The following is a 20,978-nucleotide window of genomic DNA, read 5'->3' as shown; positions in this document are numbered from 1 at the left end:
GGCCACACACGACAAAGGCCGGCCCCACCTCAGTGGAGCCGGCCCGGTCGCGGCAAGCGCGAAACCTCAGTCGTCCGCCAGTTCCGGCGGGAAGCCGCCCGTGGCGATGGGGCCCCAGCGGTCGATGGTGATGCGGATGAGGCTCTTGCCCTGCTTGCGCATGGCTTCGCGGTACTCGTCCCAGTCGGGGTGTTCGCCGGAGATGCTGCGGAAGTAGTCGACGAGCGGTTCGACGGAGTCGGGCAGGTCGATGACCTCGGCGGTGCCGTCGACCTGGACCCAGGGGCCGTTCCACTCGTCCGACAGGACACAGACCGAAACGGCAGCCGAGCGCCGCAGGTTCGCGGCCTTCGCCCGCTTCGGGTAGGTCGCGATCACGATGCGGCCCTCCGCGTCGACGCCGCACGTGTTCGGGGAGAGCTGGGGCCGCCCGTCGGCGCGGGTGGTGACCAGGATCGCGTGGTGGCGGGGCTTCAGGAACTCGACCAGCGCGTCGCGGTCGACCTTCGTGTTGGTGGCGATAGTCCGAGGCATACCCCGAAGGTAGCGTGCGCTCATGAGCACGACAGAGCGATCGGGCATCAGGTCCTGGCTGCTGCCCCTTCCGCCCGATTCGCCCGCCCCGATCGTGGACGAGAAGGAGCGCCGGGCCGTCAAGTTCGAGCTGGTGCTCGTCTTCGGCATCACGCTCGGCCTCTCCGGCGCACGCAGCCTGCTGTCCCTTGTGGACTCACTGCTGCGCCCGGTCCCGCTGGCGCAGCAACAGGTGCAGCTCAACGTCCCGCAGGCCGCCGCCAGCCTCCTTGACCTGCTGCAGCAGGTGCTCAACGCGCTGCAACTCGTCAGCTGGGGCGTGCTCGGCCTGTACCTGCTGTGGCGCGCCGGCCTCAAGATCCGCGACATCGGCCTCGACCGCCGCTCCCCCGGGTCCGACGCACTGATCACCCTCGGCCTCGCCGCCGTGATCGGGATTCCCGGGCTGGGCCTGTACTTCCTCTCCTACCACCTCGGCTTCAGCCTCGCGGTGCAACCGTCCACATTGGGCGACACGTGGTGGCGCCCGATAGCACTCACGCTCTCGGCGTTCGGCAACGCGTTCGCCGAAGAAGTGCTCGTGATCGGTTACCTGCTCACGCGGCTGCGGCAACTCGGCGTGCGCGAGAACAATTCGCTCGTGGGCGCCGCGGCGCTGCGCGGCTCGTACCACTTGTACCAGGGGTTCGGCGGGTTCGTCGGCAACTTCGTCATGGGCCTGGTGTTCGGCCGCATCTGGCAGCGCACCAACCGGCTGTGGCCGCTGATCGCCGCGCACACCCTTTTCGACGTGGTGTCTTTCGTCGGTTATTCACTCCTGAAAGGCCATCTTTCCTGGCTCCCCTGACGCGCGCTCATTAGGCTCGACCTCGTGAACGACGTGACGGCACCGCCCAGGGTGGACAGCGAAGTCGGACCCCTTCGTGCAGTTCTCCTGCACCGGCCGGGAAACGAGCTCAAAAGGCTGACGCCCCGCAACAACGACCAGCTCCTCTTCGACTCCATCCCGTGGGTGGCCCGGGCCCAGCAAGAGCACGACGCGTTCGCGGAAGTGCTCCGCGGCCGCGGCGTCGAAGTGCTCCTGCTGGCGGACACCTTGCGCACGGCGCTGGAGGACAGCCGCGCGCACACCGCGGGCGTCCACGCGGCTGTGGATGAACTGCGCCTCGGCGCCGACCTCGCCGATTCGCTGCGCTCGCACCTGAGCGGCGTCGACGCGAACACGCTCGCCGAGGTCCTGATGGCGGGCATGACGTTCGAGGAGCTGCCGTCGTCGGAGGGCTCGTCGCTGGTGCGGATGATGCGCGACCCGCACGAGTTCGCGGTCGACCCGCTGCCGAACCTGCTGTTCACGCGCGACTCGTCGGCGTGGATCGGCGACCGCGTGGCAATCTCGTCGCTGACCATGCCCGCGCGGCGGCGCGAAACGGCTGTGCTGGACCTCGTCTACGCCTACCACCCGCGCTTCCGCCACGCGGCGCGCGCGTACGGCGCCCACTCCGCGCCCATCGAGGGCGGCGACGTGATGCTGCTGGCCCCGGGCGTGCTGGCCATCGGCGTCGGCGAGCGCACCACGCCGGCTGGCGCGGAGTCGCTCGCGCGCTCGGTGTTCGCCGACGGCCTCGCGCACACCGTGCTGGCCGTGCCGATCGAGCAGACCCGCGCGACGATGCACCTGGACACGGTATGCACGATGGTCGCGGCCGACGCCGTCGTGATGTACCCGCTCGCGCGCGATTCACTCACCGCGTTCACTGTGCGTCCCACCGGCGACGGCGGGGTGAAAGTCGCGGGGCCGGCGCCGTTCTTGAGCGCCGCCGCCGAGGCGATGGGCATCGACCGCCTGCGCGTGATCGACACGGGCCTCGACCCCGTGACCGCCGAACGCGAGCAATGGGACGACGGCAACAACACCCTCGCGCTGGCCCCCGGAGTCGTCGTCGGGTACGAGCGCAACTTCGAGACCAACGAACGCCTGGCCGACGCCGGGATCGAGGTCCTCGCCATCGCCGGATCCGAACTGGGTTCAGGTCGCGGCGGCCCGCGCTGCATGTCGTGCCCAATCGTACGGGACACGATATAAAGCGAAGTTAGCCTTCCCTAAATGAGTGGAATCAATTAAGGGAAGGCTAACCAAAATAAGGGAGTATTTCTTTAGGAATGGTAACCCTAATAGGGTGGAGATCACCAGGTAAAAGTGGAAATTAATCGGGAGTTGTCGTACCGTCATTGGCATGGCCCTCACGAAGAAAGAACCGCGCTCGAAGTTCTACGAACTGCTGCAGGCGCAGATCCACAACGAGTTCCACGCGTCCCAGCAGTACATCGCGCTGGCGGTCTGGTTCGACAACGAGGACCTGCCGCAGCTCGCGAAGCACTTCTACAAGCAGTCCGTGGAAGAGCGGAACCACGCGATGGCGCTGGTGCAGTACATGCTCGACCGCGACCACCACGTAGAGGTGCCGGGCGTCAAGGACGTCCGCAACGAATTCTCCGCCCCGCTTGAGCTCCTCGAGCTCGCGCTGGAGCAGGAGAAGGAGGTCGCCGCCGACGTCTCCGCGCTGGCGAAGGCCGCGCGGGCCGAAGAGGACTACATCAGCGAGCAGTTCACGCAGTGGTTCCTCAAGGAGCAGGTCGAGGAGATCTCCCAGATGTCCACGCTGGTCACCGTCGCGCGCCGCGCGGGTGACAACGTGTACGAGATCGAGAAGTTCCTCCACCGCGAGGCCGTCGGCACGGCCTCCGCGGACGCCGGCATGCCCCCCGTCGCGGGCGGCGCTCTGTAAGGCTGCCGTTCAACCGGCCAGTCAGCGGGCGCTGTCACCATCAGGCCAGCCATCGCGGAGCCCGGGTTGTCCCCTTGTGGACAACCCGGGCTTCGTCGTTTTGTCGGCACGTGAGACGCGCGGGGCACCGGGGTCATGCCGCTGGCAGTCGGCTTGCCGGTTCAGTCGCTAGGTCCGACCCACCCAGCCGTCCACAACGCCAGGCCAATCCCGAGCACCAGCAGCTCTGCGCGCATCCGGGCCGGGGTTCATTGGGTTCGACCTACCCACCTATCCACAACGGCGGCAGTCGCCGGCAGCTCGTTAGGTCAGGCCCATCGAGCCGTCGCCAGCTGTGCATAAAGGGCCCGGACAGAGAGGAACCCGGGCTCTCCCCCTGTGGATAGCCCGGGTTCCTCGGTCGGCGCCCGGCTCAGCCGGCGCAGGTCTGGTTGACGGAGCGGACGTCGAGGCTCGAGACGGAGCCGTCGTCGGCGAGGGTGAAGTGGTAGGCGCCCTCGTCGCCTGTCGGTGCTACCAACCCGTCGGAGGCCTGGGATGTTCCCGGGTACGCGGCGGTCACGTCCTCTTTCGCCGAGCCCTCGCCGACGCCCTCGGGCGTGTGGGCGGCGCCGTCCGGTTTCACGACCACCACGCCGGCGTCCGGCGAAACCACGGCGGTCGCGGCGGGGACGCCCTCGCCGGCGACGTCGTAGTAGGTGCAGCCGGCTGATTCCTTGACCTGCGTCAGCGTCAGGCCCGAGTCGGTCAGCTGCTCCTCGGTCATCCCGAGCTTCAAGACCCCGAGACCGTCCGCCGTCAGCAACGGTCCCTTCGTGACCTTGTCCGGCGCGTCACCCCGCGTCGCCGGCGGTGGTGAATGCCGGTTCGGCGGAGCCGACGAGACGTGCGACGGCGCGACCGGCGGGGCAACAGGCGGATCTTCGGCCGCCGGCGGTGAGGCCGCCGTAACCGGCGCGACCGGCGGCGGAGCGGACACGTTCGGCACCGTCAGCCGTGAAGCCGTGAGGTCGGCCGTGCCCGTCGTGGCCTGGAACTTGAACACCACGAGCCCACCCGACACCAGCGCGAGCGCGCACACCGCCCCGGACGCCGACATCAGCACCTTCCGCCGCTGCCGACGTCGTCGCGCACCGGCCATGATCGCCGGAGCCGCGTCGGCCGGCGGCGCGACGCCGAGCCGGTCGTCGGAAAAGAGCGTGCGCAGCCGCTGTTCGAGCTCGTCCTCGGAGACGTTCAACCCGCTTCGCTCCCTTCTCCGTGCTTCAGCTTCGTCCGCAACGAAGCGATGGCCTTGCTGGCCTGGCTCTTCACCGTCCCCTGGCTGACGCCGAGCGCTTCCGCGATCTCAGCCTCGGACAGTCCTTCGTAATAACGCAGCACCACCACCGCTCGTTGCCTCGGCGGCAGATTTCGCAGCGCCTGCCACAGCGGCTCGTGCTCGAACGGGTCGTTCGGCGCACACGGGCTCGTGTCTGGCAGGTCCGCGACGAGGTTCTCCCGACGCGTGCGTCTCCACCGGCTGACGTGCGCGTTGGCCATCGAGCGCCGCACGTACGCGAGCGGGTCGCCCGTCTTCTGCTGGACGTAGGACCAGCGTGAGCCGATCTTCTCGAGCACGGTCTGCACCAGGTCGGCGGCGTCGTGCGGGTTGCCGGTGAGCGCGTGGCCGTAGCGCAGCAAGCCGGGCAGGCTGGCTGTGACGAAGTCACCGAACTCGGCGAACACCCTGGGCTCGGCCGCCGCGCGCGCGTCCGGGATCCACGTCGGTTCTCCCCCCGAGATGACAGGTGCCGCTGCCGTCACCAAATCGCCCCCTCCCCGGATGAGATCGCCGCGCACCGCGTCCTCGTCATCCCCCACACGCATGGCAGCCCCCGCAGGTTGTCCAGCTCTCGCGACTACTTTCCGTGAACGTCCACGCGATTCAGCGCACGGAGAGCGACTCGGGCAGCTTCAACAAACCGTCCGCGCCTGATGGGAAATCGTGTACCGCGACCACAGCGTTTCGCGGGATCGGCCCGTAGATGTGCGGGAAGAGGATTCCGTCGGGGTGCGGCGGGGCGCCGGCCTCCCAGACCACACGCGCGTCGACCCGCGTGGGGTCGATCTCGAGCAGCAGGAGGTCGGTGCGGCCGCGATAGAGCGCGTTCGCGGGCAGGCTGACGGTGCCGGGGTCGGAGCAGTGGATGAACCCGATGTCGGCGAGCGAAGGCGCGGCGTAGTCGCCGGCCTCGGGCACGGCGGCCCACTCGTCGCGGGAGCAGATGTGCAGGATCACCCCGAAGATCGTGCCACCGCGGGGCACGTCGAGGTACGGGTTTACCCGGTGAGCGGGGTGTGACTTCACCGCTGCGGTCAACGCTGTGGAAGTTCGGTGTCGAACTTCCACAGCGTTGTCCACTAGCGGATGGTGAGCTGGCGGCCGATGAGGCCGTCGCGAGCGCGGCGCTCGGTGGCGTTGAGCGGCTCGGCGTCGAGCGACTTCAGCGACTCCTCGAGACGGGCGCCGAGCTGGTCCTTGGCTTCGGCCCATTCGCGCGCGTGCGCCTCGGGGTCGAGGTCCCACACCGGGACGAGCAAGCCGTGGGCGCGGAACGAACCCGCGTACCGCGTGCCCTCGCCGAGGCCCAAGGTACCGGCCGCGGACAGGCGCGCAAGCGCTTGCAACAGCAGGTTCTCCGACTCGGGACGGACCCAGCGCAGGTGCGCCTTCTCGCCGGCGAGCACCCAGTACGCACCGGCGCCGAGGCGCTCGGTGGGCATGATGGCGGCGTTGGCGCGCTCGAGGGACACCGCGACGTCTCCGCTCGCGTCCGCGTCCTCGGGCAGCCACCAGCCGAAGTCGCTGTGGAGCGTGAGCTCCAGCTCGGCGGCCGGCGCGAGCAGGTCCTGCAGGCGGTTGTGCTCGTCCGGGTCGGTCGGCGTGGTCGTGTCCGGCACGGACAGCACGTCGCCCGGCTTCGCGTCGAGCACCCAGCGCAGTGACCGGCCGAGGTCGCGGCTGATGTCCGACGACCGCGTCTGCACCTGCAGGCCGAGGTAGCGCTGCCCGTCGGAGCGGACGAACGCCGCGGCCGCCATGGGCAGCACGGTGCCGAGCGTGACGTCGCCGCCTTCGGCGAGCGTGAGCTTCGCCGTGGCCGACGGCACGAACTCGCGCAACGCGATCAGCTCCGGCTCCGCGGCCAGGCCGTCGAAGGGCTGGCCGACGAAAACGTCGCGCACCTTCGGTTTGCGGTCCGGCTTGGGACCCTTCTTCCGCGCGCCTTTACCCACTTCAGCCTCCTCAAAGCTCGACGCCAGACGCTATCGAAGCGGGAGCCACCCGAAGCGTCCGGGTTACTAATCCGGCCAAAAGTAGGCCGGCCCCCGCGCGGCACGTATCCGTTGCTACGAAGCCATTCGGCCGTGACTGTGGTCGGATTGGTAACGATCGGCACAGTAGAGTCGGCTCGTGTTCGACGCTTCCGATCCCGCCTTCCTCGCCGACCCGTACCCCGCGTTCGCCGCGTTGCGCGCCGAGGGCGAGGTGCACCACCACGATGGGCTCGACCTGGCGATCACGGTCTCGCACGCCGCGTCGGCCGCCGTGCTGCGCCACCGCGGGCTGGGCCGGATCTGGACGGACGCGCAGCCGCTCGAGCGGTTCGCATCGTTCAACCTGCTGCACCGCAACTCCTTGCTGGAGAACGAACCGCCGGCCCACACGCGGCTGCGGCGCGTGATCGCGGGCGAGTTCGGGCGCGGCCACGTGCAACGGCTGCAGCCGATGGTTGCGGCGCTCGCTTCGTCCATGGTGGACACACTGGCGGGCAAGATCGAGGCCGACGGCAGCGCTGACCTGCTGGAACACCTCGCGCAGCCGTTGCCGGTGGCCGTGATCGCGGAGCTGCTCGGCATCCCGGTGGAGGACGGGCCGCGGCTGGTGGCGTGGAGCAACGCCATCGTGAAGATGTACGAGTTCGGCCTGCCCGAAGCGGGCCGCGAGGCCGCCGAGCAGGCCGCGGCCGACTTCGTCTCGTACCTGCGCTCGGTGGTGAACGGGACGCCGGGCGGGATCGTGGCCGACCTGGTGGCCAGCGAGCTCACGCCGGACGAGGTCGTGGCCACCGCTGTGCTGCTGCTGATGGCAGGGCACGAGGCGACGGTGAACGTGATCGGCAACGGCGTGCTGGCGCTGCTGACCTATCGGTCAGAGTGGGAGCGACTTGGGTCGGACCCAAGTTTGCTCGACTCGGCTGTGGAAGAACTGATCCGGTTCGACGCGCCGCTGCAGCTGTTCGAGCGCACGGCGACTGAGGATGTGGAGATCGCCGGGTATCGGGTGGCGCGCGGCGCGAAGATCGGCGCGCTGCTGGGGGCGGCGGCGCGGGATCCTCGCGTGTTCGACGCGCCGGATGTGCTGGACATCGGACGCTCGCCGAACGCGCATCTCGGTTTCGGGATGGGGATCCACTACTGCGTGGGGGCCCCGTTGGCTCGGGTGGAGATCGCGGCGGCGTTGTCGGCGCTTTCCGCGCGACTGCCGGGGTTGCGGCTGGCGGCCGAGCCGGAGAGGCGGCCGGAGTTCGTGATCCGGGGGCTGAGGACGTTGCCGGTGACGGTTTGACCGGTTCTTGCTGATCAGGCTGGGTTCTTGCTGGCCGATCGGGTCAGCGGAGGCCGGCGAAGAGGTCGTCTTCGTGGGTGTCCGGGGTGGCGCCGACGAGGTGGTACTCCTCCCAGGGCCAGGCGGCGCGTTCGACGTCGCGGGAGTGGTGGAAGAACGGGTGGGCCGGGTCGGTCTGGCTGGCGTGGGCTTTGAGTGCGCGGTCGCGGGTGTCGAAGTACTGCTCGCAGCGGATCCTCGTGGTGGCGCGGAGGCGGTCGGGCGGGAGCTCGTCGAGGACCGGGCCCATCTGTGACTCGAGGCCGGCGGCGAGTGTGGCGTCGTGCATGGCCTGGAACCACGCGCGGCTGAGGGTGGCCTGGTAGTAGAGCTTGCGCGGGGCGCCGTCCTCGGTCGCGGCGAAGGCGGCGCGGGTGACTTCGTGGGTCCGGATGTGGTCGGGGTGTGGATAACCGCCGGTCTCGTCGTAGGTGATCACGACCTGTGGACGGAATTCGCGGAGCAGGTCCGCGAGGGGCTTGGCTGCGTCCTCAATGGACATTTTCGCGAAGCACCCTTCGGGTAACGGCTGGTCGAGGCCGGAGTCGACGTGACCCAGGAACCGTTGGCGCACACCGAGAATCTCCGCGGCGGCGGCCATCTCGCGTCTGCGGATGGCGGGGAGGTCCCTGTGGATGGCCGGGGTGTTCAGCGCTGGGTTGAGCACATCGCCGCGTTCGCCGCCGGTGCAGGTGGCCACGAGGACGTCGACGCCTTCCGCGGCGTAGCGGGCGAGGGTGGCGGCGCCCTTGCTGGATTCGTCGTCGGGATGGGCGTGGACGGCGAGCAGGCGCAGGGTCATCGGTGTCCCTTCGAGGTTTATTAGGTCGGACCTAAGATTAGGCCTCGTCGATTCACTGGGTCAAGCACACATTTAGGTCGGGCCTAGTATGCTGGCCGGGTGAGCCTCAGGGAACAGAAGAAGCTTGAGACCAGGCAGAACATCTCGCACGCGGCGACGCGGCTGTTCATCGCGCGAGGGTTCGAGGGGGTGACGATCGCCGAGGTCGCGGAGGCGGCGCGCGTCGCGAAGATGACCGTGACCAACCACTTCGGGCGCAAGGAGGACCTGGTCTTCGACATCCGCAACGACTTCGTCGACTGGCCGGCGAAGCTGGTGCAGCAGGCTCTGTCGAGCCGGCCGTTCGCGGCGGTACGCGACGGGTACTTCGCGGCACTCGAGGAGCGGAGCGCGCTGCTGGGGTTCGCGGGGATCGAGTTCGTCGGGATGGTGCGGGCCAGCGTGACGCTCATGGCCGCGCTCACGCAGATGCATCTCGACCGGGAGCAGCAGCTCGTCGCCGCCCTGCTGGAACGCGAGGCCCCCGGCAGCGACATCCTCGCGCGCACGGCGGCGGCCCACCTGACTTCGGTGCTGCGGCTGCTCTTCGACGAGGTCTGGGACCTCACCTACGCCGGCGACGAGGATCTGGTCACCAAGGTGCGTGAGGCGGCGACGAAGGCGTTCGGGCAGCTCGAACCAGCGCTCGGCTGAAGCTCACGGGGCAACGTCGGCGGTCGGACAACAAGCGCAGCAGCAAACCCGCGCGGGGGCTGAGGCCCAGCGAGGCTCAGCGGGCAGCCCCGACCGGACGAGCGTTGCGCAGCTCCGGCTCGGGAGCGCCGTCGACCTTGAGGACGCGCAGCTTGCGCAGGCGGCCGGGGGCGATGGGCATCAGGAGGTCGGAGAAGCGGCGGATGACGAGGGCCGTGGCGATCGCGAGGGCGGCGGCCGTGAGGTCGGTGAGGGCGACGAGGACGACGCTGTCCGCCATCGCCTGGACGCCCGGGCGCAGGCGCCAGATGATCGTGACCGCGAGGAGCACCCAGTTGGCCACCCAGGTGCCCCACCAGATGAGGACGAGGCGGGAGGGCTTGGGGCGTTCGTCGCGGGGGCGGCGGAGGACGGCGTGTTCCAGTTCGCCCACCACGGACAGCGCCATGGGCAGGTTCGCCACCGGCACGAGCACGCCGACGAGCACCTGCCACACGGGACGCGCGGGCTCGACGCCGGCCTCGTCGGCGGCGGCGTGGCGGGCGACGAGCAGCCACCACACGGCCAGGCCCGCCGGGAGCAGCGAAAGGATCGTGGTGAGCAGGCCGGCGGTGACCACGAACGCGTCGGAGAACCCGACCACCGACGTGCTCAGCGCGGAGTCGCGGCTCTGCACCAGCAGGACGTAGCGCCAGATCTCCGACCCCGCCGCGGCGAGGGCGAGGAACACGAACGTCCACAGGATGGTGTTGAGGCTCTGCGCCAGGACCGGGATGCGGTCGATCGCGCGCACTGCGCTGGAAGCCGTGCCGGGCACGGTCGTCGGGCGGCGCCAGACGAGGTTCGGGAAGCCCCAGCGCGGCGGGACCGGGTAGGACGGGGGGCCGGTGTACGGCGTGGTCGCCACGGCGCGCCGCCGGATCACCGAACCGGGTGGGGGCGAGGCGACCCACTTCAGGCGTGGACGTTGCCGCGGAGTGGAGGGGCACTCCGGCGCGGTTCGCTGCACCTGGCCCTGCGGGGCGGCGGTGAACGGTCGGGCGGCGGCAGCGAACGGCGGGTACTGCACCTGGGCACCGCCTTGCTGCGCAGGCGCGGCGAATCCCGGCTGCTGACCGGCCCCGGCTGGGTAGGCGCCGGGGTGTGGACCAGCCTCCGCCGGGTAGCTGCCCACCTGCGAGTACCCGCCGGCAGGAGCCGGGCCGGCCGCGTGAGAAGAAGCAGGACCAGCGCCACCTGGCGCGGAGTGAGGCACCCCGTTGTGCGAGCCGGCGTGCGGATCCGAGGCGCCCGCGGGTGAATCAGGACCACCAGCCGGCGGCGCACCAAAGCCCGGCACCCAGCCGTCGGGAGAAGACTCACCCTGCCAAGGCGGGTACTGGGGCCAGCCCGCGCCGCCCTGAGGACCCGCGGGGTGCGCGGATCCCGGGGGGACGGGGGGCTGGGCTGGGTGCATCCGTCAGATGACCTCGGGTTCGGTGCCCGCGTTTTCGCTCACCATGGGGCGGCCCTCGCGGGCCCAGGCGCCCATGCCGCCGGCGACGTTGACCGCGTCCCAGCCGCTGGCGTTGAGCCAGGCTGTGGCGCGGGCGGAGCGGCCGCCGCTGCGGCAGATGACGTAGACGGGCTGGTCTTCGGGGAGCTCGGCGAGCTCATCGACCCGCGCGGGCAGCTCGCCGAGGGGGATGTGCACGGCGCCGGGCGCGTGGCCGGCGGCCCACTCGTCGTCCTCGCGGACGTCCAGCAGGGGCACGCCGTCCTTCGGCAGGTCACGGACCTCGGCGGTCGGCAGTTCAGCGGGGCTCACCACAGTTCCATGCTCCCATGTCCAGGCGTTGTACGCGTGTGAGGAACCAGACGCTAGCCCCCGTACTCGGCGCGCAGCTCTGCGGCCAGGGGATCCAGCTTGCGGTTCGCGAAGCGCACATACAACGCCGTGACGACGAACGTCGTCAAGAACTGCGCCAGGCCCAGCACCAGACCCACGGTGATGTTGCCCCACAGGTGCGCGCTCATGAACGCGTGCGCGTAGTCGGCGAGGAGCACGTAGAGCAGGTACCAGGCCAGGAACGTCGCCGACATCGGGAACACGAACCCGCGCCGACGACGGCGCAGCTGCTGGAACTCGGGTGTCGCCTGCACGTGCTCCCAGTCGACGTCCGCTTCGGTGCGTTCCACGGCGCCCCTTCCCGACAACGACCTGAAAACACCGACACGACCAACACGAAGATCTTCCGCCCCGGAAAGGCTGATGCGACCTCGTCGAATCGGGTGAATAGGCCGTGACGCCGAGTGACCTACTTACGGTGCCGGCCTCGCCCCGCGCGGGCCTTGTCCTCCGCCTGGCCGAACCGCGCGACGGCCCGGTCGTTCATGAGGCCGAGCGGGTCGGGGGCGTGCAGCCGCAGCATGATGTCGTTGACCAGCTCCGGGCGCCCGTAGCGGGTCAGGCGGCTGACCACGTACGTCGTGAGGAACGCCGCCGGCACCGAGATCAGGCCCGGCTGGGTCGTGAACCAAGGCGCTTCGAAACTCGCGTAGCCCGCCGCGATGTCGACGCCCAGCGCCGCCAGCACCAGCCCGCCGCCGACGAGCATTCCCGCCAGCGCGCCCGGCCAGCTGAGCTTGCGCCACCAGATGCCGAGCAGCAGCAGCGGGCTGAACGTCGAGGCCGCCAAAGCGAACGTCAGCCCGATCGACAGCGAGATGTCCTCCGTGCGCAGCAGGAACGCCAGGCCGAGCGGACACAACGCGACGATGGCCGTACCCACCTTAAAATCCTTGACGCGCCCCGGAAGCAGGTCCGTGGACACCACCCCGGCCACGCTCACCAGCAGCCCCGACGAGCTCGACAGGAACGCCGCGAACGCGCCCGCCGCCACGATCGCCGCGAGGACCTGGCCCGCGATCCCCGGCACCATCGCCGTCGGCAACATCAGCACGGCCGCGTCGGTGTTGCCGGTGACGAGCAGCTGCGGCACGTACATTCGCGACAGCGCGCCCAGCATCGTCGGGAACAGGTAGAACAACCCGAGAAGCAACAGCACGTGGACGGTCGTGCGGCGCGCGGCCTTGCCGTCGGGGTTGGTGTAGAAGCGCACCAGCACGTGGGGCAGGCCCATGGTGCCGAGGAACAGCGCGAAGATCAGCGAGTACGTCTGCAGCAGGTCGGTGATCTTCCCGGACGCGGGGTGCAGCCACGCGTCGTTGGTCGCGGGCGCGTCGCTGATCACCGGCACTGGCGTGCCCGCGGCGAACTTGAGCGTGGTGCCCTTCTCGACCGTGTGCGGGATCAGCGGTGACCAGCGCGCCACGCCGCGCGCGGGGCCGTCGTCGATGCGGCCGTCGGCGTAGAAGTAGGTCTCGGTGGTGACGTTCACCGTCACGTCGGTCTGCACCGAAACCGTGGTGTCCTGCGGGAACACGGGCGGGGCGGGCGAGCCGAGCGCGCGCACGCCGCCGGGGCCGCCGCCGGAGAAGAACACCATGCACAGCAAGAAAGTCGGCACGGAGATCGCGAACAGCTTGAGCCAGTACTGGAAGGCCTGGACCACCGTGATCGCGCGCATGCCGCCGGCGATCACGTTGATCCCGACCAGCACCGTGACCACGACCGCGCCCACCCACGCGGGCACGGGCAGGATCGACGCGAGCGTGAGCCCCGCGCCCTGCAGCTGCGGGACCATGTAAAGGATCCCGATGAACACCACGAACGCCGTCGCGAAGCGGCGCAGCCCCAGCGAACCGAGGCGCATTTCCACGAAGTCCGGCAGCGTGTACGCGCCCGAGCGGCGCAGCGGCGCGGCGACGAACAGCATCAGCGCGAGGTAGCCGGCGGTGAAGCCGATCGGGTACCAGGTGGCGTCGGCGCCTTCCTTGAGCACGATGCCCGCGACGCCCAGGAACGACGCCGCCGACAGGTACTCACCCGAGATGGCCGCGGCGTTGCGGCGCGAGCGGACCGTTCGCCTGGCGACGAGGAAGTCGTGTGTGCTGGTGGCCGAACGCGACGAGCGGTACCCGAGGTAGTAAGTCGCGAGGGCGACCAGCACGATGCCGGTCAACGCCCACGGGTTCAGCTGCACGGCTGGAATCCTCGCACGAGCCCGCGGCCAGGTGATGCCCCGCCACCGGGGCTTTCCCGTCCGAGGCGGTCAGTTTTCGATCATGTCCACGAAGTCGCGCTCGTGGCGCTCGGCGAGCCGGTTGTACCAAAGGCCCACCGCGAACAGGAACGGGAACGGCAGCAGCCCGAGCACGAGCCACGGGATCGGGATGCCGATCACCGTGAACCGCGCGACGGCGGGCAGCAGGTAGAACAACACGGGCATCGCGCCGAGCACCAGCAGCACGAGCAACGCCAGCAGCACGGCCGTGCGCAGCTGCACCTTCACCAGGTCGCGGACCAGCAGCTTTCCCCAGCTGGTCTGCTCCTCCAGCTCGACGCGCGCGCGCATCCGGCCCGCCGACTGGCGCGGGTCGGCCAGCACCACGCGCTGCCGCTTCGGCTTCTCGTGCGCGGGCTCGGCCGGGCGCAGCGGCTCGGGCGCCGGCGGCACCGGCTCCACGACCGCGCTGTCCTCGGGCACGCGACCCAGCGTCGGGTCCGGTTCGCGGACGCCGTTGGCCAGGCGGTGGTACGGATCGTCGGGCACGGACACGGGCTCAGCCGCCGCGGCCGGAGCCGACGAGCCGGTCCTTCAGCGCCCGCGTGTGCCGGCGGCTGACCGGCAGCACCTTCTCCTCGTTGCCGATCACGACCTGGTAGCCGCCCTGGCCCATGCGCAGCTCCGTGATCAGCGGCAACGCGACCAGGAACGAGCGGTGGATGCGCACGAACCCGGCCTTCTCCCAGCGTTCCTCGAGCTGGGCCAGCGGGATGCGCACCAGGTGGCTGCCCTCGGTGGTGAACAGCCGGGCGTAGTCGCCTTGGGCCTCCACCCAGCGCACCGACGAGCGCGGGATGAGCTTGGTGGTGCCGGCGAGCTCGACGGGGATCACCTCGTCGTCGTTCTTCACCGGCTCGCCCGTGCGCTGCCCGGGCGGCGGCGAGGCGGCCGCGGCCAGCTTCTCGCGCACGCGCGAGACGGACCGGTCGAGGCGGTCCTGCTGGAACGGCTTGAGCACGTAGTCAACGGCGCCGAGGTCGAACGCGTTCACGGCTTCCTCGGCGTGGCCCGTGACGAACACCAGGATCGGCGACGGGTTCATCGCCGCGATCACGCGCGACATCTCCATGCCGGACAGGCCGGGCATGTCGATGTCGGCGAACACAGCGTCGACCGTCGGCAGGCCCTGCGCGCGCCGGGCGATGAGCTCGGGGTCGTCGTGGGAGAACAACCGCAGCGCGTCGGAAGCGTCCGACGCCTTGAAGACGCGGTGGATGTGCGGGTTGTTCTTCAGGCCGTGGGTCAGTTCGTCAAGCCCGTTGAGCTCGTCGTCCACCGCCAAGACGATGAGCTTCCGGGTGTCTTCATGAGCACTCACAGTGAGACGCATCCTGCCCATTGCCGAGTGCAATGTCCAGCCCCGTCCCACTCATCCGCCCGTCGGGGAAAGCCGACGCCCCCTTTGCCCCATTCCTGGTCACGGGCGCGGCACGGTGCCGTACGACGGTGCGGCCAACCGGGCGAGTGCCGGACGCGCACGGGTGTCCGAAGGTCACAAACCGAAGCGGGCCCACGCGGCCTTGGTGGTCACCGCGTCGAGCACCGCGCTCGCCGCCGCGGGGGCGCCGATGCCGAGCCGGGCGAGCAGCGGCCTCTTCGGCTCCGCCACGGAGATCTCGGCGTCCGGGTACCGCTCGGTGACGATCTTGCGCAGCGAGCCGAGGCCGTCGATCAGGCCGAGGTCGAGCGCCTTCTGTCCGAGCCAGACGTCGCCGGTGAACAGGTCCTCGGTGTCGGCGAGCCGGCTGCCGCGGCGTTCCTTGACCCAGTCGACGAACAGCTCGTGGAGCTGGCTGTGCATCTTCTTCAGCCACTCGACGTCCTCGGGCTTCTCCGGGCTGAACGGGTCGAGGCGCGACTTGTTCGCGCCCGCCGTGTGCAGCCGGCGCTCGATGCCGAAGCGCTCCAGCAGGCCCGTGAACCCGAAGCCGCCGCTGATCACGCCGATGGAGCCGACCATCGACGTGCGGTGGGCGAAGATCTCGTCGGCCGCGCACGCGAGCCAGTAGCCGCCGGACGCGGCGACGTCCTCGGCGAAGGCCAGCACGGGCACGTTCTTCTCGTCGGCCAGCTGGCGGATGCGCTCCGCGACCAGGCCCGACTGCGTCGGCGCGCCGCCCGGCGAGTTGATCAGCAGCGCCACCGCCTTGAGCCGATCGTGGCCGAACGCCCTGGTCAGCGCCGACTCGACGGCCGCCAGGTTGATCGAGCCGCGCGCCAGCGGCGAAGGCGAAGGCGTGATCACGCCGTGCAGCTTCACCACCGCGACGACGTCCTTGCGCTCGACGCGGTCGCCGAGCACGGGCAGGCGGGACGTCAGCTTCTCGGTAACGCTCATGCCGCCAGGCTAGCCATGTCAGTGGGCGGGCAGCATTCCCGAACGCGATCCGTTCACACCGTTGTGCTCGACCTCGGTGTCCTCGGGGCCGCCCTGCGACGGCACGTCGGCCGAGTAGTCGGGCATGTTCGGGCGCACGCCGAGCTTGAACTTCGGCACGCGCAGCGTCACCTTCATGCCGGCACCGGGCGCGGTGTCGACGGTGAGCGCGTAGTCCTCGCCGAAGACCTGGCGCATCCGCTGGTTGATGTTGCCGAGGCCGACGTGGGCGCCGGTGCGGTGCGCGTTCTTCAGGTCGGTGAGGGCGCGCGGGTCCATGCCGATGCCGTCGTCCTCGACGCTGATCAGGGCCTCGGTGCCGTAGTCCTGCGCGATCACCGTGACGCAGCCGCCGCTGGGCTTGCTCGCCAGGCCGTGTTTCACCGCGTTTTCCACCAGTGGCTGGATGATCAGGAACGGCACGACCACGCTCAGCACCTCGGGCGCGATCTTCATCCGCACCTCGAGCCGGCCGCCGAAGCGGGCGTTCTCGATCGTGAGGTAGCGATCGATGTTGCGCAGCTCCTCGGCGAGCGTGGTGTACATGCCGGAGGTGCGGAACGAGTAGCGCGTGAAGTCGGCGAAGTCCTGAAGCAGCTCGCGCGCCTCTTCGGGGTCCGTGCGGATCAGCGCGGAAATCGTGTTCAGCGCGTTGTAGACGAAATGCGGCGAGATCTGCGCACGCAGGGCCTTGATCTCGGCCTGGTTCAGCTGGTTGCGCGACTCCTCGAGGCGCGCCAGCTCGAACTGCGTGCACACGAACTGCGCCACCGCCTCGGCCATCTGCACGAGCTTGCCGCGCGTGCGCCCGACGACGATCAGCGTGGCCTCCGCCGTGCCCTCGACCAGGATCGGCACGATGGCGGCGGTTTTCATCTTGCAGGTGCCGCGGTGGTTGCACGGCATGCGGTTGTGATCGGCGACGGCGCGGCGGTGCTTGCGCAGCGCGGTGCCGATGTCGTCGACGAGGTCGAGGTAGTGGTCCGTGGCCTCGCCGGCCCAGGACAGGAGCGTTCCCTCACTGTCGGTGATTCCCACGGCGAGGCAGTCGAGCACTTCGAGCAGCTCGGCCGTCATCCGGTTGGCGGCCTCCTCGTCGAGGCCGGCGCGCAGGTTCGGCGTGGCCTTCGACATCCGGTGCACGGCCTGCAGCACGGCGTCCTGGATCACGCCTTTGGGCCGGCGCACCTTGAAGAGCAGCACGAGGACGATGACCGCGAGCACACCGGCCAGCGTCCACGGGACGACCTGCGCGAGGGGAAAGGCGGACACGACGTCCATGCTCTGCGCTCGACCGACCGGGTGCAAGGCTTGCTCCCCACTTTCTGTCCAGTTGTGACGACCGAGGGTGGTTGAACCCTACCGAGCGGCGTGCCAGGACCGCATGGTCACTCCCTGCGACGGCCGGCGGAGAGGTTTTTCCCGTTCGGCCCAGCGCTCTCACGGCGCGAACGGACCCGTCGTGCGGAGGTTCGCGGAGCCCGGGCCCGGCGTTACTTGAGCAGCCGCGACATCCGGCGGTCGGCCAGGGGTTTGCCGCCCGTCTGGCAGGTGGGGCAGTACTGGAAGGACTTGTCGGCGAACGAGATCTCGCGGATGGTGTCGCCGCAGACCGGGCAGGGCAGGCCTGTGCGGGCGTGCACGCGCAGGCCCGAGCGCTTCTCGCCCTTGAGCATCGCGGCCTTCTGGCCGACGGAGCGCTGCACGGCGTCGGACTCGATGTCGTGGATGGCGGCGGCCAACGTCTCCAGCGCACCCTCGTCGAGCTTGCCGACGGTGGCGTACGGGGAGAGCTTGGCCTTGTGCATGATCTCGTCGGAGTAGGCGTTGCCGATGCCGGCGATGAGCGACTGGTCGGTGAGCGCCCACTTGAGCCGCGTGCCCTTGCCGGCGAAGAGCTCGCGCAGCTGCGACGCGTCGAGCGACAGCGCGTCGGGGCCGAGGCGCGCAACGCTGGGGATCTCGCTCGGGTCGTGGACGATCCAGACGGCGAGGCCCTTCTTCGTACCGGCCTCGGTGAGGTCGAAGCCCGGGCCGGCCGCCGCGTTGAGGTGCACGCGCAGCGAGATCGGGCCCTTGCCCGGCTTCAACGGCGTGGGCGAAAGCTGGTCGGACCAGCGCAGCCAGCCGGCGCGCGCGAGGTGGACGACGAGGTGCAGGTCGCCGAGGACCACGTCGAGGTGCTTGCCGTGGCGGGTGGCGCCGGTGATTTCGCGCCCGTGCAGCTCGGTGTAGGGCGGCACGGCCGTCTTCAGGACGCTGAGCGAGGCGACGTCGAGGCGGAACACCGTGGCGCCCACGGCGTGTTCGCGCAGGTGGTGGGCGAGTGCTTCGACCTCGGGCAGCTCGGGCATGGCACCAGTCTTGCTCGCGTTGCCCGAATCGGCCAGGTGCCGTTATTCGACAGCCCTATTCGACAGCCCTATTCGACAGGGTGCAGGGGTCCGTCGAAATCAGGCAGCGAGTGCTTCTGGATCGTCTTCGTGATCCGCTTGACCTCGCCCGACACCGTGAACATGCCCCGGATCGTGCCGACCCAGCGCTCCGAGGGCCGGTCGCCCGCCACGTCGCCCTCGGTCTCGGCGACGACCGTCCACGGCCGGCGCAGGATCCAGCGCAACGGGAAGAACAGCAGCACCAGCAGGATCGCGAGGAACACCCACGCCGGCACGCGCACCTGGTCCGGCGTCCAGATCACCAGCACCACTGCCAAGAAAGCGGTGACCAAGAGCATGGCGATGCCCGGCGTGTAGCTGCCGGCCACGTCGTGTTCGAAATCGTCCGCGGTGGCGGGTGCACGCCACTCCATCTGGGCTCGGACCACCCAGTCGCGGCCGTCTTCGCCGCGTACCAGCCGGTTCATCCTGTTGCCTCCCGGGCGACGCTCGAGTCGGTCAACGTTACCGTGACGGCGCCCGTCAGCGCGAGGTGGTCACGGAGCGTGGCGCGAGGTTTGCCCGGTTTCCGCTGCTCAGGGAGCCGACGGAGAATCGGAATCGGCCGAACCGGTGACATCCGACGGGGTCACGTCTCCCGAGTCTTGGGAAGTCGGATCCGTTTCGGACCGGGTCTCGGACTGCGTGGACTTGGTCGGAGCGGACTTCGAGGACGATTCGGGCTTCTCCGGGACGGTGTCGCCCGGCGTCGGCGTGGTCGTGACCGTCGGCGGGAGGTAGGTCTCGGGCGGAGGCACGTACGTGAACGTCGGCGGCGGCACGAACGACGGCGGGTACGAGGTCCTCGTGGTGCTCAAGGGGCCGTCGATCGTCGGGTCGTCGCACGGGGCGCCCGACGTGAGGTCCGGGTCGGTGTCGGCGCGCGAGTCCGTGGAGGCGGTGGTGTCCGTGGAGTTCTGGCTCGACATCGGGGAATGCGACCGGCTGCCGACGGGGAGGTCGACGCGGGCCGAACCGTCGGACGACTGCCCGGCGCCAGGCCCGGCCGGGAGCTTGGGCACATCGTTGGTACCCAGGTGCGAGCCGACGGTGTGGGCCGACGGGTGCTGCGGGCGCGCGGCACCGTGCAACTGCCCGGTCGCCACGCGCGGCCCGTGCTGCACCTGCGGAGGCGGCTGCTGAGCCGGCGGTGCGGGCGGCTGCAACGCCAACTCCGGCGCGCCACCCTGGAGGCCGACGTCCTGCACCGGGTGCGAACCGAACACGAGCGGACCGGTCGTGAACCCGGCGACGCCCGCGGCGGCCGTCGACGCGAGCGCGAGGCCCACCTTCACCTTCGAGCCGAACAGCACGCTCTTCACGGTGGTGACAACCCCCGTCACCCCGGCCGCCTTGCCGATGCCCACCAGCGCGGGCACCGCGACCACGATCACCTCGGCGTGCGCGCGCAGCGACGAACAGACGTCGCGCAGCTCGTCCTGGGTCGCGCGGCAGGAAGCGCACCCCAGCAGGTGCGCCTTGATCCGCTCCGCCTCGGCGCCCGTGACGCTGCCCGCTGTGAAGCCGCCCATCTTCTCGACGACCGAACGACACGTCCCCGGCCCGCGGTTCACCGAAAGGTGCGCCTGCAGGTACGCCGCCCGCAGCCCCTGGCGCGCGCGGCGGGCGAGCGCCGCCGTCGCGTTGGCCGAAAGCCCGAAGTGCGGCGCGACCATCGCGGGCTGCTCGCCCTCGACCTCGGTCTGCCACAACACCGTGCGCCAGCGCTCGGGCAGGCTCGTGAACGCCCTGGTGATCAGCGTGTGCTCGGCGGTGCGCGCGTTGGTGTCGGCGCCCGCGCCGGCGCGGAACGTCAGCTCGTCGTCGGTCACCGGCACGTCGCGGCGCGCCCCGTGCCACTCCCACGACACCCGGCGGGCGACGGTCAGGAGATACGCGCGGACATAGTCACGCGGGCCCGCGCCGCGCCGCAGCGCCTGCAGGACCCGGAAGAACGTCTCGGCCGTAATGTCCTCGGCCTCGGAACTGTCGGACGCAAGACTCTGCGCCAATCTGCGCACGGCCGCCGCGTGGAGCTCGAACAGCTCCCCGAACGCGGCATCTTCCCCATTGCGGAGCCGCTGAAGAAGTGCCTTCTCGTCGGATTCCGAGGCCGCTGGTGGCGGCGCCGCGCCCAGCTCGGTCATCCGGCAAGGCACCTCCTCCCCCGAAGGACTCACCACTCGGTCGAATGGGGACACCATACGGAGCGAAAAGCCCGTCGTCACCCCTTGTACGCCCGATGTGACAACGAAGCACCGAGTCGAAGCACGTCACAGACCGGACTCGGACAAGGTGGACCCCCCGAAAGTGGCTCTCATCCCTCGGTATAGAGTTACGACAACACCGAGCACCAAGCGGTCAACGCGGATGTAGCGCAGCTGGTAGCGCATCACCTTGCCAAGGTGAGGGTCGCGGGTTCGAATCCCGTCATCCGCTCGGTCCAGGGGCCACTCTGCTCGCGGAAAGCGCGAGCCGGGTGGCCCTCGCCATATCTCCCGGGGGCCGAGCCCCCGGACCCCCACGGTGCC

Annotated in this window: 22 protein-coding genes and 1 tRNA gene; 6 read left to right on the top strand and 17 right to left on the bottom strand. The window is 70.0% G+C overall.

Going from position 1 to position 20,978, the window contains the following annotated elements; all coding sequences use genetic code 11:
* Positions 1 to 66 precede the first annotated feature (66 nt).
* A complete protein-coding gene (locus K1T34_RS18835; protein ID WP_220245549.1) occupies positions 67 to 534 on the bottom strand; it encodes a PPOX class F420-dependent oxidoreductase in 468 nt (155 codons plus the stop codon).
* A gap of 22 nt (positions 535 to 556) precedes the next feature.
* Between K1T34_RS18835 and K1T34_RS18830 the strand changes: the two genes are divergently transcribed.
* The 3 genes from K1T34_RS18830 to K1T34_RS18820 all read left to right on the top strand — a co-directional run bounded on the left by K1T34_RS18830 (position 557) and on the right by K1T34_RS18820 (position 3,320).
* Complete coding sequence (locus K1T34_RS18830; protein WP_220245548.1) at positions 557 to 1,381, top strand: CPBP family intramembrane glutamic endopeptidase; 825 nt, start codon at positions 557 to 559, stop codon at positions 1,379 to 1,381.
* Positions 1,382 to 1,432: 51 nt separating this feature from the next.
* Positions 1,433 to 2,617 (top strand): arginine deiminase, encoded by a 1,185-nt coding sequence (locus tag K1T34_RS18825; RefSeq protein WP_220247281.1) that lies wholly within the window; start codon positions 1,433 to 1,435, stop codon positions 2,615 to 2,617.
* Positions 2,618 to 2,768: 151 nt separating this feature from the next.
* Positions 2,769 to 3,320, top strand: a complete 552-nt coding sequence (locus K1T34_RS18820; protein ID WP_220245547.1) for a ferritin — start codon at positions 2,769 to 2,771, stop codon at positions 3,318 to 3,320.
* A 412-nt stretch (positions 3,321 to 3,732) separates the two neighbouring features.
* Here K1T34_RS18820 and K1T34_RS18815 read toward each other — a convergent pair whose 3' ends face one another.
* The 4 genes from K1T34_RS18815 to K1T34_RS18800 all read right to left on the bottom strand — a co-directional run bounded on the left by K1T34_RS18815 (position 3,733) and on the right by K1T34_RS18800 (position 6,599).
* A complete protein-coding gene (locus tag K1T34_RS18815; RefSeq protein ID WP_220245546.1) occupies positions 3,733 to 4,560 on the bottom strand; it encodes a hypothetical protein in 828 nt (275 codons plus the stop codon).
* A complete protein-coding gene (locus K1T34_RS18810) occupies positions 4,557 to 5,126 on the bottom strand; it encodes a SigE family RNA polymerase sigma factor (protein ID WP_370643827.1) in 570 nt (189 codons plus the stop codon). The genes K1T34_RS18815 and K1T34_RS18810 overlap by 4 nt, the downstream gene beginning before the upstream one ends.
* Positions 5,127 to 5,247: 121 nt before the next feature.
* The gene (locus K1T34_RS18805) at positions 5,248 to 5,601 is read right to left on the bottom strand and encodes a DUF952 domain-containing protein (protein ID WP_220247280.1); all 354 of its coding nucleotides are present in this window, start codon (positions 5,599 to 5,601) and stop codon (positions 5,248 to 5,250) included.
* Positions 5,602 to 5,723: 122 nt separating this feature from the next.
* The gene (locus K1T34_RS18800; protein ID WP_220245544.1) at positions 5,724 to 6,599 is read right to left on the bottom strand and encodes a DUF5926 family protein; all 876 of its coding nucleotides are present in this window, start codon (positions 6,597 to 6,599) and stop codon (positions 5,724 to 5,726) included.
* Between the two features lie 178 nt (positions 6,600 to 6,777).
* On the opposite strand from K1T34_RS18800, the gene K1T34_RS18795 reads away from it, so the two are divergent.
* Entirely contained in the window at positions 6,778 to 7,932 is a 1,155-nt protein-coding gene (locus K1T34_RS18795; protein ID WP_220245543.1) for a cytochrome P450, read from the top strand.
* 43 nt (positions 7,933 to 7,975) lie between these two features.
* On the opposite strand, the gene mca is transcribed toward K1T34_RS18795, so the two are convergent.
* The gene (gene mca / locus K1T34_RS18790; RefSeq protein ID WP_220245542.1) at positions 7,976 to 8,773 is read right to left on the bottom strand and encodes a mycothiol conjugate amidase Mca; all 798 of its coding nucleotides are present in this window, start codon (positions 8,771 to 8,773) and stop codon (positions 7,976 to 7,978) included.
* A gap of 99 nt (positions 8,774 to 8,872) precedes the next feature.
* On the opposite strand from mca, the gene K1T34_RS18785 reads away from it, so the two are divergent.
* Entirely contained in the window at positions 8,873 to 9,466 is a 594-nt protein-coding gene (locus K1T34_RS18785; RefSeq protein WP_220245541.1) for a TetR/AcrR family transcriptional regulator, read from the top strand.
* 76 nt (positions 9,467 to 9,542) lie between these two features.
* Here the strand turns inward: K1T34_RS18785 and K1T34_RS18780 are convergent, their stop codons facing one another.
* The 11 genes from K1T34_RS18780 to K1T34_RS18730 all read right to left on the bottom strand — a co-directional run bounded on the left by K1T34_RS18780 (position 9,543) and on the right by K1T34_RS18730 (position 20,594).
* Positions 9,543 to 10,640 (bottom strand): DUF4328 domain-containing protein, encoded by a 1,098-nt coding sequence (locus K1T34_RS18780; protein ID WP_370643723.1) that lies wholly within the window; start codon positions 10,638 to 10,640, stop codon positions 9,543 to 9,545.
* Positions 10,641 to 10,925: 285 nt separating this feature from the next.
* Positions 10,926 to 11,276, bottom strand: a complete 351-nt coding sequence (locus K1T34_RS18775; protein ID WP_220245540.1) for a rhodanese-like domain-containing protein — start codon at positions 11,274 to 11,276, stop codon at positions 10,926 to 10,928.
* A 50-nt stretch (positions 11,277 to 11,326) separates the two neighbouring features.
* Positions 11,327 to 11,644 carry a DUF485 domain-containing protein gene (locus tag K1T34_RS18770; RefSeq protein WP_220245539.1) on the bottom strand — a complete coding sequence of 106 codons (318 nt, stop codon included), beginning with the start codon at positions 11,642 to 11,644 and terminating at the stop codon, positions 11,327 to 11,329.
* Positions 11,645 to 11,763: 119 nt separating this feature from the next.
* Complete coding sequence (locus tag K1T34_RS18765; protein ID WP_220245538.1) at positions 11,764 to 13,551, bottom strand: cation acetate symporter; 1,788 nt, start codon at positions 13,549 to 13,551, stop codon at positions 11,764 to 11,766.
* Between the two features lie 69 nt (positions 13,552 to 13,620).
* A complete protein-coding gene (locus tag K1T34_RS18760; protein WP_220245537.1) occupies positions 13,621 to 14,121 on the bottom strand; it encodes a hypothetical protein in 501 nt (166 codons plus the stop codon).
* Positions 14,122 to 14,131: 10 nt separating this feature from the next.
* Positions 14,132 to 14,965: a LytTR family DNA-binding domain-containing protein gene (locus K1T34_RS18755; RefSeq protein WP_220245536.1), complete on the bottom strand. Its 834-nt coding sequence runs from the start codon at positions 14,963 to 14,965 to the stop codon at positions 14,132 to 14,134.
* 162 nt (positions 14,966 to 15,127) lie between these two features.
* Positions 15,128 to 15,973, bottom strand: a complete 846-nt coding sequence (locus K1T34_RS18750) for a S49 family peptidase (RefSeq protein ID WP_220245535.1) — start codon at positions 15,971 to 15,973, stop codon at positions 15,128 to 15,130.
* 18 nt (positions 15,974 to 15,991) lie between these two features.
* A complete protein-coding gene (locus K1T34_RS18745; protein ID WP_220245534.1) occupies positions 15,992 to 17,293 on the bottom strand; it encodes a sensor histidine kinase in 1,302 nt (433 codons plus the stop codon).
* Between the two features lie 212 nt (positions 17,294 to 17,505).
* Complete coding sequence (locus tag K1T34_RS18740) at positions 17,506 to 18,366, bottom strand: Fpg/Nei family DNA glycosylase (RefSeq protein ID WP_220245533.1); 861 nt, start codon at positions 18,364 to 18,366, stop codon at positions 17,506 to 17,508.
* A gap of 68 nt (positions 18,367 to 18,434) precedes the next feature.
* The gene (locus K1T34_RS18735; protein ID WP_220245532.1) at positions 18,435 to 18,875 is read right to left on the bottom strand and encodes a DUF983 domain-containing protein; all 441 of its coding nucleotides are present in this window, start codon (positions 18,873 to 18,875) and stop codon (positions 18,435 to 18,437) included.
* Positions 18,876 to 18,983: 108 nt separating this feature from the next.
* Positions 18,984 to 20,594 (bottom strand): sigma-70 family RNA polymerase sigma factor, encoded by a 1,611-nt coding sequence (locus K1T34_RS18730; protein ID WP_220245531.1) that lies wholly within the window; start codon positions 20,592 to 20,594, stop codon positions 18,984 to 18,986.
* Positions 20,595 to 20,813: 219 nt separating this feature from the next.
* Between K1T34_RS18730 and K1T34_RS18725 the strand changes: the two genes are divergently transcribed.
* A tRNA-Gly gene (locus K1T34_RS18725) sits at positions 20,814 to 20,886 on the top strand.
* Positions 20,887 to 20,978: the final 92 nt, after the last annotated feature.

The organism is Amycolatopsis sp. DSM 110486 (genome assembly GCF_019468465.1).
Lineage (GTDB): Bacteria > Actinomycetota > Actinomycetes > Mycobacteriales > Pseudonocardiaceae > Amycolatopsis.
The sequence above is the reverse complement of the archived record's forward strand: the minus strand, read 5'-3'. Positions and strand labels throughout refer to the sequence as shown.